This window comes from Stenotrophomonas sp. Steno-Z1 (assembly GCF_056393175.1).
Window position 1 is genome coordinate 298,473 of the sequence record NZ_JBWJPB010000003.1, and the last position, 16,706, is coordinate 315,178.

General features: G+C 69.9%; 13 protein-coding genes. 8 read left to right on the plus strand and 5 right to left on the minus strand.

Annotated elements, in window-relative coordinates; translation table 11 throughout:
• Positions 1 to 52 precede the first annotated feature (52 nt).
• On the minus strand, positions 53 to 739 hold the full coding sequence (locus AC06FD_RS12035) for a hypothetical protein (RefSeq protein WP_259207852.1): 687 nt from the start codon (positions 737 to 739) through the stop codon (positions 53 to 55).
• Positions 740 to 838: 99 nt separating this feature from the next.
• Here AC06FD_RS12035 and AC06FD_RS12040 point away from each other — a divergent pair, with 99 nt between their 5' ends.
• The 4 genes from AC06FD_RS12040 to AC06FD_RS12055 all read left to right on the plus strand — a co-directional run bounded on the left by AC06FD_RS12040 (position 839) and on the right by AC06FD_RS12055 (position 5,224).
• Positions 839 to 1,138, plus strand: a complete 300-nt coding sequence (locus AC06FD_RS12040) for a hypothetical protein (protein WP_478077924.1) — start codon at positions 839 to 841, stop codon at positions 1,136 to 1,138.
• A 104-nt stretch (positions 1,139 to 1,242) separates the two neighbouring features.
• Positions 1,243 to 3,723 (plus strand): DEAD/DEAH box helicase, encoded by a 2,481-nt coding sequence (locus tag AC06FD_RS12045; protein ID WP_259207857.1) that lies wholly within the window; start codon positions 1,243 to 1,245, stop codon positions 3,721 to 3,723.
• The gene (locus AC06FD_RS12050; protein WP_478077925.1) at positions 3,720 to 4,826 is read left to right on the plus strand and encodes a ribonuclease H-like domain-containing protein; all 1,107 of its coding nucleotides are present in this window, start codon (positions 3,720 to 3,722) and stop codon (positions 4,824 to 4,826) included. The genes AC06FD_RS12045 and AC06FD_RS12050 overlap by 4 nt, the downstream gene beginning before the upstream one ends.
• A 77-nt stretch (positions 4,827 to 4,903) precedes the next feature.
• The gene (locus AC06FD_RS12055; RefSeq protein ID WP_478077926.1) at positions 4,904 to 5,224 is read left to right on the plus strand and encodes an I78 family peptidase inhibitor; all 321 of its coding nucleotides are present in this window, start codon (positions 4,904 to 4,906) and stop codon (positions 5,222 to 5,224) included.
• A 58-nt stretch (positions 5,225 to 5,282) separates the two neighbouring features.
• Here the strand turns inward: AC06FD_RS12055 and AC06FD_RS12060 are convergent, their stop codons facing one another.
• Both AC06FD_RS12060 and AC06FD_RS12065 read right to left on the minus strand, forming a co-directional pair.
• Positions 5,283 to 7,085 (minus strand): M56 family metallopeptidase, encoded by a 1,803-nt coding sequence (locus AC06FD_RS12060; RefSeq protein WP_478077927.1) that lies wholly within the window; start codon positions 7,083 to 7,085, stop codon positions 5,283 to 5,285.
• A gap of 15 nt (positions 7,086 to 7,100) precedes the next feature.
• Positions 7,101 to 7,487, minus strand: coding sequence for a BlaI/MecI/CopY family transcriptional regulator (locus AC06FD_RS12065; protein ID WP_259207868.1), 387 nt, complete (start codon positions 7,485 to 7,487; stop codon positions 7,101 to 7,103).
• Positions 7,488 to 7,687: 200 nt separating this feature from the next.
• On the opposite strand from AC06FD_RS12065, the gene AC06FD_RS12070 reads away from it, so the two are divergent.
• Positions 7,688 to 8,830 carry a serine hydrolase domain-containing protein gene (locus tag AC06FD_RS12070; RefSeq protein ID WP_478077928.1) on the plus strand — a complete coding sequence of 381 codons (1,143 nt, stop codon included), beginning with the start codon at positions 7,688 to 7,690 and terminating at the stop codon, positions 8,828 to 8,830.
• On the opposite strand, the gene AC06FD_RS12075 is transcribed toward AC06FD_RS12070, so the two are convergent.
• Positions 8,787 to 9,896, minus strand: a complete 1,110-nt coding sequence (locus AC06FD_RS12075) for an SDR family oxidoreductase (protein ID WP_478077929.1) — start codon at positions 9,894 to 9,896, stop codon at positions 8,787 to 8,789. The genes AC06FD_RS12070 and AC06FD_RS12075 overlap by 44 nt on opposite strands.
• A gap of 157 nt (positions 9,897 to 10,053) precedes the next feature.
• Between AC06FD_RS12075 and AC06FD_RS12080 the strand changes: the two genes are divergently transcribed.
• Positions 10,054 to 10,395, plus strand: a complete 342-nt coding sequence (locus tag AC06FD_RS12080) for a putative periplasmic lipoprotein (RefSeq protein WP_259207874.1) — start codon at positions 10,054 to 10,056, stop codon at positions 10,393 to 10,395.
• A 9-nt stretch (positions 10,396 to 10,404) separates the two neighbouring features.
• On the opposite strand, the gene AC06FD_RS12085 is transcribed toward AC06FD_RS12080, so the two are convergent.
• Positions 10,405 to 11,472, minus strand: a complete 1,068-nt coding sequence (locus AC06FD_RS12085; RefSeq protein ID WP_478077930.1) for a DNA topoisomerase IB — start codon at positions 11,470 to 11,472, stop codon at positions 10,405 to 10,407.
• Positions 11,473 to 11,608: 136 nt separating this feature from the next.
• On the opposite strand from AC06FD_RS12085, the gene AC06FD_RS12090 reads away from it, so the two are divergent.
• Together AC06FD_RS12090 and gltB are read left to right on the plus strand one after the other, a co-directional pair.
• Positions 11,609 to 12,010 carry an I78 family peptidase inhibitor gene (locus tag AC06FD_RS12090; RefSeq protein ID WP_478077931.1) on the plus strand — a complete coding sequence of 134 codons (402 nt, stop codon included), beginning with the start codon at positions 11,609 to 11,611 and terminating at the stop codon, positions 12,008 to 12,010.
• 176 nt (positions 12,011 to 12,186) lie between these two features.
• Positions 12,187 to 16,641, plus strand: a complete 4,455-nt coding sequence (gene gltB / locus AC06FD_RS12095) for a glutamate synthase large subunit (protein ID WP_478077932.1) — start codon at positions 12,187 to 12,189, stop codon at positions 16,639 to 16,641.
• Positions 16,642 to 16,706 lie beyond the last annotated feature (65 nt).

Here is a 16,706-nt window from a genome sequence, read left to right on the forward strand (position 1 = left end):
GGAGGCAGGTGTCAGAAATCGTAGAGGACCTGCTGCTGCGGTTCAGCTGCGCTCAACGTCGGCCCGTGTCACGGCGGTAGACCCCGTTGAAGCGCACGTTCATGCCGCCGCACTCGCTGTTGTCGGTCACGATCAGGTAGTCGCCCAGCCAACGCGCCTGCAGGGTGCAGGACGCGTCGTCCTTGTCGATGGCGTCCAGCACCGCGCCAACCGGGCGTGCCACGGCGTCGATCTGGCCCAGATTGGGCCCGTAGGGCCGCTGCGCGGTCGGCTTGGCCGACGGCCAGAAGGCTGCACCGGTGATCACCAGCTGACCGTCCTGCACCACCATCTCCAGGGTGTTGTCGCCATCGTGCCATTGCCCGGCCCAGTCACGCAGCGTCGGTGCGGCGCGGGCCGGCAGCGGCTGCAGGCGCCGCACATCGACCCAGCCGGCGCTGCCGCCGACGTTGTTGGGGAAGAACCCACAGCGGTAACCGCCCAGCGTGCGCCCGGTGATCAGCGTGTCGCCGCGGACCACGTAGCTGCGCTGGCGGCAGGCGGGTTCGCCCTTGGCCGGGCAGCCGTCGAGATCGCCGAGCAGATACAGCCGTGTGTCGCCGCTCACCGTGGCCAGGGCGAAGTCGCTCTGTTCGGCGGGGAAGGCGCCATTGCGGCAGCTGCCGCCATCGGTGGAGTCGAGCGCCAGCGCGGTGCCGGGCAGGGTGGACAGGGCAATGAGAAAAAGCAGACGCGTCATGCGCGGGCAGGCTCCGATGGAAGGGGGGGGCAGGCCGCGCGTTCCCGTTCGAGCGCGGGCTGCCGGTGCCTATACTGCGACTTTCCAGGAGGATCGCCCATGTCGCGTGTCGTAATGGTGGTAGCCATGGCGCTGGTGTCCAGCGCGTCAATGGTGCACAGCAGTGCCGCGTGGGCGGTGTCCGGCCCCAGCAACCTCAGCAGCAGTCGCTACCCGGCGCCACGCTGCGCGCCGCCGCGCAAAAGTTCCAGCAACACGCCGTCGGACCAGAGCCGCTACCAGCGCGAGGTCAAGGAACACTTCCGGTGCGTGGAGAAATACGTCGACGCCGGGCAGAACGACATCAAGCGCATCCAGGAATCCATCGATGCCGCGGTGAAGGGCGCCAAGCGCTCCTGATCCGGCCACGGCGGCGCTGAATCATTCATGCCGCCGCCGCGGCGTGTCTCAAACGTTGAGACCCGTCTGTGATTCCATAGCGTCCTTTGCAGACCGTTGTCCCCATGGCCTACGAACTCGCCAAGCGCACCGAAGACGCCGAGCGCCGCCTGTCCACCACCGACGGCCTGCCCTCGCGCAACGGCGCGCTGCTCACCGCGCGCCTGCAGCAGCGCTATGCCGACCGCATCACCGGCAGCTTCACGATTCCCGCTCGCGAGGGCCGTTATGCACCGATTCCCGCCGATGTACCGGCCGCGTTGACCGCGGCGCTGCAGGCGCGCGGGATCGAGCAGTTGTACAGCCACCAGGCCGAGGCCTGGGAGGCCACCCAGCGCGGCGAGCACGTGGCCATCGTCACCCCCACCGCCAGCGGCAAGTCGCTGTGCTACACCCTGCCCGTGGTCAGCGCGGCGATGCAGGGCAAGGCCAAGGCGCTGTACCTGTTCCCGACCAAGGCGCTGGCCCAGGACCAGGTGGCCGAACTGCTCGAGCTCAACCGCGCCGGCGACCTCGGGGTCAAGGCCTTCACCTTCGACGGCGACACCCCGGGCGATGCGCGCCAGGCGATCCGCCTGCACGGCGACATCGTGGTCTCCAACCCGGACATGCTGCACCAGGCGATCCTGCCGCATCACACCAAGTGGGCGCAGTTCTTCGAGAACCTGCGCTATGTGGTGATCGATGAGGTGCACACCTACCGCGGCGTGTTCGGCAGCCACGTCACCAACGTGCTGCGCCGGCTCAAGCGGATCTGCGCGTTCTACGGGGTGGAGCCGCAGTTCATCCTGTGCTCGGCGACCATCGGCAATCCGCAGGCGCATGCCGAGGCACTGATCGAAGCCCCGGTCACCGCGATCACCGAATCCGGTGCGCCCAGCGGGCCCAAGCACGTGCTGCTGTGGAACCCGCCGGTGGTCAACGCCGATCTCGGCCTGCGCGCGTCTGCCCGCTCGCAGAGCAACCGCATCGCCCGCATCGCGATCAAGTCCGGCCTGAAGACGCTGATCTTCGCGCAGAGCCGGCTGATGGTCGAAGTGCTCACCAAGTACCTCAAGGACATCTTCGACCACGACCCGCGCAAGCCCGCGCGGATCCGCGCCTACCGCGGCGGCTACCTGCCCACCGAGCGCCGCGAGACCGAGCGCGCCATGCGTGCCGGGCTGATCGACGGCATCGTCAGCACGTCGGCGCTGGAACTGGGGGTGGATATCGGCAGCCTCGACGTGGTCGTGTTGAACGGCTATCCCGGCAGCGTGGCCGCCACCTGGCAGCGCTTCGGTCGTGCCGGGCGCCGCCAGCAGCCGGCGCTGGGGGTGATGGTGGCCAGTTCGCAGCCGCTGGACCAGTACGTGGTGCGTCATCCGGACTTCTTCGCCGAGGCCTCGCCCGAACATGCCCGCACCGCCCCGGACCAGCCGCTGATCCTGTTCGACCACATCCGCTGCGCGGCCTTCGAGCTGCCGTTCCTGGCCGGCGACCCGTTCGGCCCGATCGATCCGCTGGTGTTCCTGGAAGCACTGGCCGAAACCGAGGTGATCCACCGCGAAGGCGACCGCTGGGAGTGGATTGCCGACAGCTACCCGGCCAATGCGGTCAGCCTGCGCTCGGTGGCCGACGGCAACTTCGTGGTGGTCGACCGCAGCGACGGCAAGCAGCAGATCATCGCCGAGGTGGACTATTCCGCTGCCGCGCTCACCCTGTACGAAGGCGCCATCCACATGGTGCAGTCCACCCCTTACCAGGTGGAGCGGCTGGACTGGGACGGCCGCAAGGCCTACGTCACCCGCACCCACGTGGACTACTACACCGACAGCATCGACTTCACCAAGCTCAAGGTGCTCGACCGCTTCGACGGCTGCATCGCCGGCCGGGGCGATTCCCACCACGGCGAAGTACACGTGGTGCGGCGCGTGGCCGGCTACAAGAAGATCCGCTATTACACCCACGAGAACATCGGCTACGGCCCGGTCAACCTGCCGGACCAGGAACTGCACACCACCGCAGTGTGGTGGCAGTTGCCGCAGGCGCTGCTGTTGACCGCGTTCGACAGCAAGCAGGAAGCGCTGGATGGCTTCCTCGGCGCGGCCTACGCGCTGCATATCGTCGCCACCGTGGCGGTGATGGCCGACGCGCGTGACCTGCAGAAGGCCGTGGGCAATGGCGATGGCGCGTGGTTCGCGGTGGCCGACCAGAGCGGCCGCGGCCAGCTGCGCGGCGCCGAGTTCGACGCCAGCGCGATCGAACTGCAGCAGCAGTTCGTGCCCACCGTGTACCTGTACGACAACTTCCCCGGCGGCGTGGGCCTGAGCGAACCGCTGTGGCTGCGCCAGGCCGAACTGCTGCTGCGCGCGCGCGAACTGGTGCAGCGCTGCGACTGCAAGGCCGGCTGCCCGGCCTGCGTGGGCCCGGTGCTCGCCGGCCAGGAAGACGATGCCACCACGCCCCGCGCGCTGGCCCTGAAGGTGCTGGACCTGTTCGACGCACACGCCTTGCCGGCGGCGGGCACGCCTGCGCGCACGCAGGCCGAGGTGGTGCCGCAGTGAGCCTGAGCCTGGACAAGCTGCGCCTGCTGCGCCGGCAGGCGGGCGATGCCACGCCCGCGCCTGCCCGTGACCCGGCAGCGGCGACCGCTGGGCCGGTGGCGGCCACGGCCGTCGCCGAGCGTGGGTCGGCAGGCCCCGGCCCATCCACCGGGCCGCTTCCCCCCGCCGCCAACGACGCCCGCGCCCGCACGCCCGCGCCGTCCTCGGTGTTCGCCTGGGTCGAGCAGGAAATCCGCCACAAACCCACCGGTGGGGCCGCCCCGGTTACCGCAGCGACGGCGCCCGCACCCGCCCTGCGCAGACCCGACGTGGGCGGCCTGCATCGGCTGCTCGGCCTGCGCGAGCGCGGCGCCGCCGCCGCGCCGGCCAAGCCGCGCGCCAACGCGCAGGACCGCCACGTCCCCGGCGAGGAAATCGCCCCGGGGCTGTTCCTGATCGAGTCCTTCCTGCCGCAGCCGGTGCCTACCCAGGCGCTGTCGCTGGCCTTCGCCAGGCGCGAAGGCGAACAGGTGCACCCGCGCGACCTGCTGTTCTTCGACACCGAAACCACCGGCCTGGCCGGTGGCACCGGCACCCGCGCCTTCATGATCGGCGCGGCCGACTGGCACGCCCATCCCGAACAGGGCGACGGCCTGCGCATCCGCCAACTGCTGATGACCACCATGGCGGCCGAGGCCGCGATGCTGCGCGAGTTCGCCGGGTGGCTGCAGCCAGGCACGGTGTTCTCCAGCTACAACGGCCGCTGCTATGACGCCCCGCTGCTCAAGACGCGCTATCGGCTGGCCCGGCAGCGCTGCCCGATCACCCCGCTGGACCACGTGGACCTGCTGTTCCCCACCCGCCGCCGTTACCGCGGCACCTGGGAGAACTGCCGCCTGGCCACCATCGAACGCCAGCTGCTGCAGATCGTGCGCGAGGACGACCTGCCCGGCGCCGAAGCACCCGCGGCGTGGCTGAACTACCTGCGTGGCGGCAGCGCGGTGAACCTGCGCCGCGTGGCCGAGCACAACCACCAGGACGTGGTGACGTTGTCGCTGCTGATGCTGCGGCTGGTGGAAGAGGAGCGGCGTGAACGGGAGACGCTGGCGCTGGCGGGTGATTGACCCGGCGCCCGCGCGTTGACGCTGCGTAACGCCTGCGGTCGCCACACTGGTGCCACTGATCCCGGGAGGACCACCGCATGCGCCTGAATCTTCTGCTTGTCCTTGGTTGTGCGTTGCCGCTGGCTGCCTGCAGCCAGCCACCGAAGAGCAACGCCCCGACCTCCGAGCCGATGGCCGCCGGCGCCGACAGCGCGGCCCGTTGCACTACCGACGCCCTGAACGGCATGGTCGGGCAGACCGCCAGCGAGGCGGTGGTTGCCAAGGCAGTGAAAGACAGCGGCGCCAAGCATGCGCGCGTGCTCAAACCGGGCATGGCCATGACCATGGATTTCCGCGAAGACCGCCTCAGCCTCGAGGTGGATGAGCAGAACAGGATCGTGCGCGCCAACTGCGGCTGATCGGCCTGCCCTGTAGACGTCGACGGCCTGCGTTGCGCAGGCCGCCGTTGCCGCCCGCTCAGTCGCGCAGGCGCTCGGCCTTGCCGCTGGACAATGCCTGATCGATCGCCGCACGCACCTGGCGTGCGGCGCGGGCCGAAGCCACGCTCTGCTGCTGTGCCAGGCGCGCCTGCTCGCGACCGAGTTCGGCCTGCTCACGGGCCATCCGGGCCATCTGCTGCGCATCCACTGCCCGCGCCGTTGCCGTCCGCGCCTGGCGCGCGGCCTGGTTGGCTTCGGCGGCAGCATCCATGGTGGCCTGTCGTCCGGCCGCCTGGGCGATGCCGGCCACATCCACATCGGCCATGACGTCGGCGGTGACCTGCATGCTCAGCTTGGCCATCTGTTCGCCGAACGCCGATTGGCGGTCCCCCAGTTCTGCCTGGGCATTGCCAAGCGCGGCCACCTCGGCCTGGGAGCGCGCCAATGCGCCGATCACGGCCGGGTCGCGGATCAGGTACCGGGCCTGCCCGCGCCGTACCCACAGGGCCCGTTCGCGGTTGCCGGCATCGCGGCGCGCCTGTTTCAGATCGGCGACCGAGGCGTCGACGAGGTTGTCGTCCCCGTCCATCAACACGAAGGCCTCGGCCGGCCGTTGCCGCGACAGGTTGATCTGGCCGTGGGTAACGAACGACAGATCCTCCCGCAGGGGCTGCAGCGGTTCCGGCGCGCGCGGGGCGACCGGGGCGGCAGGCGCCGCCGGGGCAATCGGCGCGGTCGGTGCCAGGGCCGGCCGTGGTGACCGCGTTGGCGACGGCGCGGGGGCCGGCGGAGGTGGCGGCGGCGGTTCGCTGGGTGCCGCCGGTGGCGACGGCGGCGGCGGTGGGGCCGCGGCGGCCACCAACCGCAGCGGCGCAACGCCCACCAGGACGAAGATCGCGGTGATGGCCACGGCAGCCACGCGCGGGAAGCGCCGGGTCTGCTGCAGGCTCAACAGCCGCCGCTTGAGGCTGCGGAAATTCGGCGATGCGCTGGCCACGCCCACCGCCGGGCGCGGTGCCACGCCCAGTTGCACCAGCAGGCGGCCATAGTCGTGGCGGCAATGGCCGTGCCCGGCCACCACCGCACCATCACAGGCTTCCTCGCGGGCCAGCGCATATTCGCGCGCGGCCAGGTGGACCAGCGGATGGAAGAAGAACAGGTGTTGCGCCAGGGCCGGCAGCAAGCCCCACCACAGGTCGCGGCGCTGCAGGTGGATCAGCTCGTGGGTGAGCGCCATGTCCAGGTCATCGGCAGCCATGCGCGGCAGTTCGCGCGCCGGCAGCAGCAGCACCGGTCGCCACGGTCCGATCAACTGCGGCGAGCGGATCTGCGCGGAGAGCTTCAGCCGCGGCGCGCGGCGCAGGCCGTGCGCATCGGCGGCCAGCTGCAGCGCCTGCTGCAGCGAGGCATCGGTGCAGTCCATCGCCGCATCGACCAGGGCGCGGCTGGCGCGATACCCGCGCAGGCTGTGCAGCAGCATCACCGCGACGCCTGCGGCCCAGGCCGCCAGCAGCAACATCGACCACGACCACGTCGCCGCCTGCGGCGCTGCCATCGCCGCCGTGTCCAGCGCGGCCGGCAGCAGGCGCATCGTGGATTCCGCAACGGGTGCGGCCAGCGCGGGCAGCACCGGCGCGGCGGCCGGCGCCGGCAACACGGCCAGCTCAAGCGGGCTGTTCCACACCAGGCCCAGCACGGCCTGTGCGGCGACCAGCCACCACAACCGGCAGCGCGTGGCCGCCGGCAGCGTCGGCAGCAGCCGGCACGCGCCCCAGACTAGGGTTGCCAGCACCACGCTCTGCACGCTGGTCCAGCCGAGTCGCATCAGGAGGTCGGTCATCAGGGTGTCCATGGCTCAGCTCTCCCGCTTGCGTGATTGCAACTGCGCGACCAGCGCTTCCAGCTCGGCCAGTTCCTGGTCGCTGACCTCGGCCTTGTGCGACATGAAGGCCACGAACGGCGACACCGAGCCCTGCAGCGTCTTCTCCACGAAGCTGGCCACCGCGCCCTGCACCACGCTGTCCTGGCCACTGGTGGCGGCGTAGCGGTACACCCCCTGCACCTGTTTGCGCTGCAGGTAGGCCTTGCCGCGCAGGCGCTCCATCATGGTCAGCACCGTCGAACGCGCCAACCCGCGCTCCTCGCCAAACCCGGCCGCGACCTCGCCCACGGTCGCGCCCCCCTGTTCCGAAACGTACTGCAACAGGGCCAGCTCCTGGTCCCCGATGGTCTTGCCGCGCATGGCACACTCCGATGACTACACGTGTCGCTAACGTGCCAGTGACTACACCTGTCGTCAAGTGCCGGAGGGCGTGCGCCGACGAACGGTCGCGGGCGGGGCGCTTAAACCTTCTGGTCCTCGACCGCATCCAAGCCTGCGAGCCGGACTGTCCCCGCTCCACCGGCGCCCGACGTCCGGCGTACCCGCCCAAGGAAAGCTGCATGCGTTCCCGCACCCTCCGCGCCACCGTCCTGGCCGCACTCGTCGTGCCCTTGGCGTGCTTTGCCGCCCCGTCCACCGCCTGGGACCAGGCCAACGCGCAGACCCGTCAGTTCGTGCAGGACACGATGCAGGCCAGGCGCATCCCCGGCCTGCAGATCGCGGTGGTCAAGGACGACCAGCTGGTGCTGTCGGAGGCTTACGGCATGGCCAACGTCGAGAATGCCATCCCCACCACCCGCAACACGCGCTTTCCACTCAACTCGGCCACCAAGTCCTTCACCGGCGTGGCGATGGCCCAGCTTGCCCAGGTCGGGCGCGTAGACCTGCAGGCCCCCGTGTCGCGCTACCTCGATGACCTGCCGCCAGCGTGGGGCAAGGCGCGGGTACGCCAGCTGCTCGCCCATACCTCCGGCCTGCCGGACATCCTCGACGCGCAGGGCCTGCTCGGCGGCGGCACCGAACAGGAGGCGTGGAAACAAGTGACCGCCCTGCCGGTGGAGGCCGCGCCCGGCGAGCGGTACCGCTACAACCAGACCAACTATGTGCTGCTGGCGCGGATCATCGCCAGACAATCGGGCATGCCGTACGCGCAGTACATGGCCACCCGTCAGTTCGACGTGGTGGGCATGCCACGCACCACCTTCGGCGACAGCTACGATCTGGTCGCCACTGCCGCCACCATCTACAGCTGGTTCCCGCGCAAGACCGACGCACCCGATGCGCCGGCGCGGCTGTCGCACTGGTTCTACGACCTCTCACCGGACCTGTGGGCCGGCGCCGGCATGCTCACCACCGCCGACGAAGTGGGTCGTTGGATGATCGCGTTGTCCAGGGGCCAGCTGCTCAGCCATGACGGCGTGCGCCGCATGTGGGCACCGGAGGTCCTGAACAACGGGACCCCCGGCGCCTGGTCGGCCGGCTGGCCGGTCATGGGCACCACGCCGGACCTGCAGGTCGGCGGCATGGGCGGTGCGCGCGCGGCCTTCATCGTGTATCCCGACCGCAAGCTGGCGGTGATCGTGCTGACCAATCTGGTCGGCGCCAACCCGCAGGACTTCATCGCCCCGATCGCCGCGTTCTACACCGCGCCGGCAATGCTCAACCGCGCGGCCCGCCCATCACCGGCAGGATCACCCCGCTGATGTAGCTGGCGGTAATCGGCGAGGCCAGGAAGACGTACGCCGGGGACAGTTCTTCCGGCTGCGCCGGGCGGCCCATGTCGCTGTCCTTGCCAAACTCGGCCACGTCGGCGGCCCGCTTGTCGGCCGGGTTCAACGGCGTCCAGACCGGCCCCGGCGCCACCGCGTTGACGCGGATGCCGCGTGGCAGCAGCTGGCTGGCCAGCGCCTTGGTGAAGGCATGGATGGCGCCCTTGGTAGCCGAGTAATCGATCAGCGCCTTGCTGCCGAACAGGCCGGTTTCCGACCCGCTGTTGATGATGCAGTCGCCTTCCTGCAGGTGCGGCAACACCGCACGCGCCATCTGGATGTAACCGCCGATGTTGGTCTGCAGGGTTTCCTGCAGGTGCGCGTCCTCCAGGTCTTCCAGGCGCTCGCAATGCAGCTGGAACGCGGCGTTGTTGACCAGGATGTCGATCCCGCCGAATGCCTTGGCGACCTGCTTGACCGCCTTGTTGCAGAACGCCGGGTCGCGCACGTCGCCGGCGATCACCACGCAGCGGCCGCCTTCGGCCTCCACATGCTGGCGGGTCACCTTCGCATCGGCCGCCTCGTCCAGGTGCAGCACGGCCACGTCGGCGCCTTCGCGGGCAAACAGCACCGCCACCGCGCGGCCGATGCCGGAATCGGCACCGGTGATGATCGCGCGCTTGCCTTTCAGCTTGCCACTGCCGCGATAGTCCGGGGCGAGGAAGCGCGGCGCCAGCTGGAGTTCGTGCTCGTTGCCGGGCTTGGGCAACTGCTGCGCCGGCATGCTCTCCGGCTGCTTGCGGGCGCCGGCCTGGGTGGCCTTTTTCGTGGCCTTTTTGGCTGCGACCTTCTTCGCCGCCTGCTTGGCCACGCGGGCGTCCTTGGCCTTCTCCTGATCCTGCAGGCGACGCTGGCGCGCGGCCACGCGGGCGGCGCGTGGATCCTTCGCGGCGGCCTTGCGGGTGGCTGTCTTCACTACCGGCGTGCGTTCGGCCTGCGGCGTTGCGGCCTGTTCGGCGGCGGCGGGGACGGGGCGTTTGCGGGTCGTGCGGGTGGCCATCGGGGGCTCCTTTGCGAAAGCATTCAAGTGCACAGGCAGTGTGGCCACCCCGGCGATCACGCAAAGTGAGCGCGATGTGCGCGTGCCGTGCAGGCTTCATCCGCCGCATACGCGTGCAGCGGCACGCTGCAGGCCTGAAAACCTGCTGGAGTCCCCCATGTACCGCACCCTGATCGCCTTCGCCGCCCTCGCCACCCTGTCCGCCTGCAGCAGTACCCCGATCGCGCAGGTGCAGCCGATCGACGGCGTCATCTCCGGCCAGTGCCATGTCGACAAGGTGCGCGGTGCCGTCGGCCTGGCGGCCTCGGCGGCCACCGTCGAACGCGCCCGCGTGGACAGCGACAGCCTGCAGGTCAACGTGGTGCGCGGCCAGCGCGGCGAGAGCGGCCCCACCGCCAGCGGCGCGGCCAACGCCACCCCGGGCGCGGAGACGGGCGGGGAGCGCCTCACCATCGAAACCGGCGGCACCAACAACATCACCGCGCTCTACTGCGGCTGATCGCCCCGTTCAGGCCGCCCGCGCGCGCTTGACCGTGCGCCGTGCGGCCTTGAGCACCTTCAAGGTCGCCTGCTCCCATTGCCGCTCGCCGCGCAGCCCTGCCAGCGCCTTCAGCGAGCCGGCGCGCCAGCCATCGAACACGCACGGGTCGATGTAGGACTTCCTGCACACCGACGGCGTATTGCCCAGCAGGGTCGCCACCTCGCACACCACCTGCTTCTGCAACGCCGCCAGCGCACGTTCGCTGGAGGGTTCGGGCAGCTCGGTGACGGCCAGCTGGCGGATGGCTTCCAGCGTCCCGCCCCAGGTGCGGAAGTCCTTGGCGCTGAAATCCTCGCCCATCGCGTCGTGCAGGTAGTCGTTGACCATGCTCGAATCCACCGGCTGCACCGCACCCTCATCATCGCGATACTGGAACAGCGCCTGCCCGGGCAGCTGCTGGCAACCGCGGATGAGCGTCACCAGGCGGCGATCATCCACGTCCACCTCATGCGCCTGTCCGGACTTGCCGCGGAAGCGCATCTGCGCACGCCCGCCCTTGACCAGCGCCAGGTGCCGGTTGCGCAGCGTGGTCAGTCCGTAGGACCGGTTGTCGCGGGCGTATACCTCATTGCCCACGCGCACCAGCGTCTGCGCCAGCAGGGCGACCACGATGGCCAGGACCTTGTCGCGCGGGAAGCCGGGCAGCTTGAGGTCGCGGCGCAGGCGCCGGCGCAGCGCGGGCAGTGCCGTGCCGAAGGCGATGATCCGGTCGAACTTGCCATCGCCGCGTACCCGCGCCCAGTCGGCGTGGTAGCGGTACTGCTTGCGCCCGCGCGCGTCGCGACCGGTGGCCTGCAGGTGGCCGTTGGGCAGCGCGCAGATCCACACGTCGGTGTAGGCCGGCGGGATCGCCAGCGCGCGGATCCGCGCCAGCGTGGCCGCGTCCCGCACCGCCGCGCCGTCGGCATCGCGGTAGCTGAAGCCCTTGCCGGCGCGGCGGCGCTGCAGGCCCGGCATCTCGTCGCTGACGTAACGCAGGCCGGCCTCGCGGGCGGCGGCGGCTTCGGGGGTGGCAGGGGAACGGCTCGGGCTCATCGGCGGCGGCAACGGACAGGGCAGGCAGTGATACCGGTTATCGGTGCGAGGCGGCGTCAATAACGCAACACGAACACCTCACGCCCCGCTTGGCGATATCCTCCAAGGTTTCCCTGGTTCGATGTCCGGAGTCTCGATGCCGTCCTTGTCGTTCCGCCGCCTGCGGCGTTCCATCGGCCTTGTCGCCGTGTTCCCCACCCTGCTGGCCCTGGCCGCCTGCCAGGCACCGCCCATGGACGAGCAGGAAGCCATCGCCACCCATGCGCAGAAGGCTGCCGAAGCCGCCGCCGCGCCCACCGATGAAGCAGGCAAGGCGCTGGAAGCGCCCCCGGTCGGCGAGTGCGACGCCACCCAGGTGCAGAGCCTGGTCGGCCAGGCCTATTCCGACGCCGTGGGCAACCAGGCCCAGCAGGACGCCAGCGCCAAGCAGCTGCGCGTGCTCAAGCCCACCGATGCCACCACGATGGAATTCGTCGGTGAGCGGCTGAATATCGAAGTCGATGAGAAGGGCGCGATCAGCGGCCTGCGCTGCGGCTGAACAGGGCCGCCTGGAAGGCAATTCCAGGCGGTAATTAAAGGGGTTTGGTTGCGCCTGCAACCGTGTATTGCGGCGTTGCAGCAACTGTGATCTAGTCGAGTCATCCGGTGCCTCCAGATGCGCTCAACGGAGTGAGCGGGGACGAGTGTCGCCGCTCACCCGACTTTGAGGCAGAGATGGCCCCCCGCAACCGCCAAGGGCTTTACGACCCGCAAGATGAGCGCGATGCCTGTGGTTTCGGCATGGTCGCCCAGCTCGATGACCAGCCGTCCCGACTGCTGGTGGATACCGCCATTGCCGCGCTGTCGCGCATGACCCACCGCGGCGGTGTCGCCGCCGATGGTGTCACCGGCGACGGCTGCGGCCTGCTGCTGCGCCGCCCGGACGTGTTCCTCAAGGCGCTCGCCGCCGAGGCCGGGCTCACCCTGGGGGCGCGGTTCGCCGCCGGCGTGGTGTTCCTGCCGCACGACGACGACGCCGCACAGGCCTGTCGCGACACCCTGGAACAGCAGCTGCGCGCTGCCGGCTGCCAGCCCGTCGGCTGGCGCCTGGTGCCGACCGACCCCAGCGTCTGCGGCCAACTGGCGCGTGACACCCTGCCGCGGATCGAGCAGGTCTTCGTCGATGCCGGTGCCGCGCAGGACGAGGCCGCCTTCACCCTGGCCCTGTTCCTGGCCCGCCGCCGCAGCGAGCAACAGCTGCGCGACCACGCCGACTACTACGTCACCACGCTCAGCCCCAATGCGATCAGCTACAAGGGCATGGTGCTGCCGGACAAGCTGAGCCGCTTCTACGTGGACCTGCAGCGCAACGACTTGGCCTCCAGCGCCATCGTGTTCCACCAGCGCTTTTCCACCAATACCCTGCCGCGCTGGCCGCTGGCGCACCCGTTCCGGATGCTCGCCCACAACGGCGAGATCAACACCATCGAAGGCAACCGCCGCTGGGCGCAGGCGCGCAGCAAGGTGTGGCAGACGCCGCGCTTCGACATCGGCGAGTTCAACCCGGTCATCTCCATGCACGGCTCGGATTCGCAGAGCCTGGACAACATGCTCGAGCTGATGGTCAGTGCCGGCATGGAGCTGATCCAGGCGCTGCGCATCCTGGTGCCGCCGGCCACCCAGTCGCTGGAGTTCAAGGACCCCGACCTGGCCGCGTTCTACGAGTTTTACGGCCTCAACAGCGAGCCGTGGGACGGCCCGGCCGGCATCGTCGCCTGCGACGGCCGCTATGCCGCCTGCACGCTGGACCGCAACGGGCTGCGCCCGGCGCGTTGGATGCTGACCTCCGACCGCCACTTCCTGGTCGCCTCCGAGGCGGGCGTGTGGGAAGTGCCGGCCGAGCGCGTGGTGCGCAAGGGCAAGCTGGGCCCGGGCGAGATGATGGCCATCGACCTCAAACGCGGCGACCTGCTCGACTCGGACGCCATCGACCGCATCAACCGCGGCCGCGCCCCGTACAAGCAGTGGCTGCAGCAGGGCGTGACCTACCTGCAGACCGAGCTGATCGATCCGTCGCTGGTCGAGGAACCCTTCGACGAGCGCACCCTGCGCAGCTACCACAAGCTGTTCCAGCTCAGCAGCGAGGAAGTGGAGCAGATCCTGCGCCCGCTGGCCGAGACCGAGCAGGAGGCCACCGGCTCGATGGGCGATGACACGCCGATGGCGGTGCTCAGCCAGCACAGCCGCCCGCTGTATGACTACTTCCGCCAGGCGTTCGCGCAGGTCACCAACCCGCCGATCGATCCGCTGCGCGAAGACTGCGTCATGTCGCTGTCCACCCAGCTCGGCAAGGAGACCAACATCTTCCACGCCGGCGCGGAGACGGTGAACCACGTCATCCTCAATTCGCCCGTGCTCAGCCAGCGCAAGCTGCGCCAGCTGATCAAGATGGAGCAGTACGTCGAGAAGAACCGGCTGATCGACCTGTCCTACAGCCTGGAGGAAGGCCTCAAGGCCGGCATCGAGCGGATCTGCGCCGAGGCCGAGGCGGCCGCGCGCGAGGGCATCGTGATGCTGCTGCTGAGCGACCGCTACCCGGTCGCCGACCGCCCGATGGTGCATGCCCTGCTGGCCACCAGCGCGGTGCACCACCACCTGTCCAACGCCGGGCTGCGCTGCGACGTCAACCTGATCCTGGAAACCGGCACCGCCCGCGATGCGCACCACATGGCCTGCCTGCTCGGCTTCGGTGCCACCGCGGTGTACCCGTACCTGGCCTACCAGACCCTGTTCGACCTGGGCCGGCGCGGCATCCTGCAGCTGAGCAAGGGCGGCGAGCAGTCGCAGATCGGTCGCCGCTACCGCAAGGGCATCTACAAGGGCCTGTCCAAGATCATCTCCAAGATGGGCATCTGTACCGTGGCCAGTTACCGCGGGGCGCAGCTGTTCGAGATCGTCGGGCTGGATGACGAGGTCGTCGACCTGTGCTTCCCGGACACCGCCTCGCGCGTGGCCGGCGTCGGCTTCGCCCGCCTGGACGACGAAGCCCGCGAACTCACCGTGCGTGCCTGGAACGACCTGCTGCGCCCCGACGTGGGCGGCGTGCTCAAGTACGTGCACGGCGGCGAATACCACATGTACAACCCGGACGTGGTCATGACCCTGCAGCGCGCCGCGCGCAGCGGCGAGGCCGCGGACTGGCAGCGTTACTGCGAGGCCGTGCATGGCCGGCCGGTGTCGGCGCTGCGCGACCTGCTGCAGCTCAAGGCCGCGCCCACGCCCACCCCGCTGGACGAGGTGGCCCCGGCCGAAGACCTGTTCCGCCGCTTCGACACCGCCGCCATCAGCCTGGGCGCGCTGTCGCCCGAGGCGCATGAAGCGCTGGCGATCGCGATGAATCGCCTTGGCGGGCGCAGCAACTCCGGCGAAGGCGGCGAAGACCCGGTGCGCTACGGCACCGAGAAGCGCAGCAAGATCAAGCAGGTGGCGTCGGGCCGCTTCGGCGTCACCGCCGAGTACCTGGTCAACGCCGAAGTGCTGCAGATCAAGGTCGCCCAGGGTGCCAAGCCCGGCGAAGGCGGCCAGTTGCCCGGGCACAAGGTCAATGAACTGATCGCACGGCTGCGCTATGCCAAGCCGGGTATCGGCCTGATCTCGCCGCCGCCGCACCACGACATCTACTCCATCGAGGACCTGGCCCAGCTCATCTACGACCTCAAGCAGGTCAACCCGACCGCGCTGGTCTCGGTGAAGCTGGTCAGCCATGCCGGCGTGGGCACGATCGCCGCCGGCGTGGTCAAGGCCGGCGCCGACCTGATCACCGTGTCCGGCCATGACGGCGGCACCGGCGCCAGCCCGGTCAGCTCGATCCGCTATGCGGGCGTGCCGTGGGAACTGGGCGTGGCCGAGTCGCACCAGGCGCTGGTGGCCAACGACCTGCGCGGGCGCACCCTGCTGCAGACCGACGGCGGCCTGAAGACCGGGCTCGACGTGATCAAGGCCGCGCTGCTGGGCGCGGACAGCTTCGGCTTCGGCACCGCGCCGATGATCGTGCTGGGTTGCAAGTACCTGCGCATCTGCCACCTCAACAACTGCGCCACCGGCGTGGCCACCCAGGACGAGCGCCTGCGCGCGCAGTACTTCACCGGCCTGCCCGAGCGCGTGGAGAACTTCTTCCGCCTGCTGGCCGAGGAAGTGCGTGGCTGGCTGTCCTACCTGGGCGTGCGCTCGCTGGACGAGATCGTCGGCCGCACCGACCTGCTGCAGCAGCTGGAGGTCTCGCCGCGCTCGGGGGTCAAGGTGGACCTGTCGCGCCTGCTCAACCCGGCCGAATACGCCGGCAGCCACTGCGCCGCGCAGCGCCTGTACGAATCGCCGGACAGCCTGGCCACGCAGATGGACGGCCTGCTCGCGCCGGCCATCGCCGGCAAGCTCGGCGGTGAGCACCGCTTCCTGATCCACAACACCGACCGCTCGATCGGCACCCGCCTGTCCGGCGAGATCGCGCGCACGCACGGCAACCAGGGCATGAGCGATGCCCCGCTCACGCTGCGCTTCCGCGGTACCGCCGGGCAGAGCTTCGGCGCGTTCAACGTCGGCGGCCTGCAGCTGGAGGTCGAAGGCGAAGCCAACGATTACGTCGGCAAGGGCATGGCCGGCGGCCGCCTGGTGGTACGCCCGCCGCGCGGCGCACGCTTCGAGGCGCGCAACACCGCGATCATCGGCAACACCTGCCTGTACGGCGCCACCGGTGGCGAGCTGTTCGCCGCGGGCCGGGCCGGCGAGCGCTTCGGCGTGCGCAACTCCGGCGCGCTGGCGGTGATCGAAGGCGCCGGCGACCACTGCTGCGAGTACATGACCGACGGCATCGTGCTGGTGCTGGGCAAGGTCGGGCTGAACTTCGGCGCCGGCTTCACCGGCGGCCTGGCCTACGTGCTGGATATCGACCGTGACTTCGTGGACCGCTACAACCACGAACTGATCGACATCCACCGCATCTCGGCCGAGGGCTTCGAGAACCATCGCCAGCACCTGCATACGCTGATCAGCCGCCACCGCGAACTGACCGGCAGCATCTGGGCGCAGCAGATCCTCGATGAATTCCGCGATTACGTCGGCAAGTTCTGGCTGGTCAAACCCAAGGCCGCCAGCATCGAATCGCTCACCGACTCGCTGCGCCGCGCTGCCTGACCGGGGTCGAGGCGCCGGCCACCACGCCGGCGCCGCACATCCCCCCGCTGTAATGCCGGCCGCTG

Bases quoted from the DNA above. Each gene is read 5' to 3' on its own strand.
- AC06FD_RS12035 (WP_259207852.1), bottom strand. From the start codon at position 739: ATGACGCGTCTGCTTTTTCTCATTGCCCTGTCCACCCTGCCCGGCACC.
- AC06FD_RS12040 (WP_478077924.1), top strand. From the start codon at position 839: ATGTCGCGTGTCGTAATGGTGGTAGCCATGGCGCTGGTGTCCAGCGCG.
- AC06FD_RS12045 (WP_259207857.1), top strand. From the start codon at position 1,243: ATGGCCTACGAACTCGCCAAGCGCACCGAAGACGCCGAGCGCCGCCTG.
- AC06FD_RS12055 (WP_478077926.1), top strand. From the start codon at position 4,904: ATGCGCCTGAATCTTCTGCTTGTCCTTGGTTGTGCGTTGCCGCTGGCT.
- AC06FD_RS12060 (WP_478077927.1), bottom strand. From the start codon at position 7,085: ATGACCGACCTCCTGATGCGACTCGGCTGGACCAGCGTGCAGAGCGTG.
- AC06FD_RS12065 (WP_259207868.1), bottom strand. From the start codon at position 7,487: ATGCGCGGCAAGACCATCGGGGACCAGGAGCTGGCCCTGTTGCAGTAC.
- AC06FD_RS12070 (WP_478077928.1), top strand. From the start codon at position 7,688: ATGCGTTCCCGCACCCTCCGCGCCACCGTCCTGGCCGCACTCGTCGTG.
- AC06FD_RS12075 (WP_478077929.1), bottom strand. From the start codon at position 9,896: ATGGCCACCCGCACGACCCGCAAACGCCCCGTCCCCGCCGCCGCCGAA.
- AC06FD_RS12080 (WP_259207874.1), top strand. From the start codon at position 10,054: ATGTACCGCACCCTGATCGCCTTCGCCGCCCTCGCCACCCTGTCCGCC.
- AC06FD_RS12085 (WP_478077930.1), bottom strand. From the start codon at position 11,472: ATGAGCCCGAGCCGTTCCCCTGCCACCCCCGAAGCCGCCGCCGCCCGC.
- AC06FD_RS12090 (WP_478077931.1), top strand. From the start codon at position 11,609: ATGCCGTCCTTGTCGTTCCGCCGCCTGCGGCGTTCCATCGGCCTTGTC.
- gltB (WP_478077932.1), top strand. From the start codon at position 12,187: ATGGCCCCCCGCAACCGCCAAGGGCTTTACGACCCGCAAGATGAGCGC.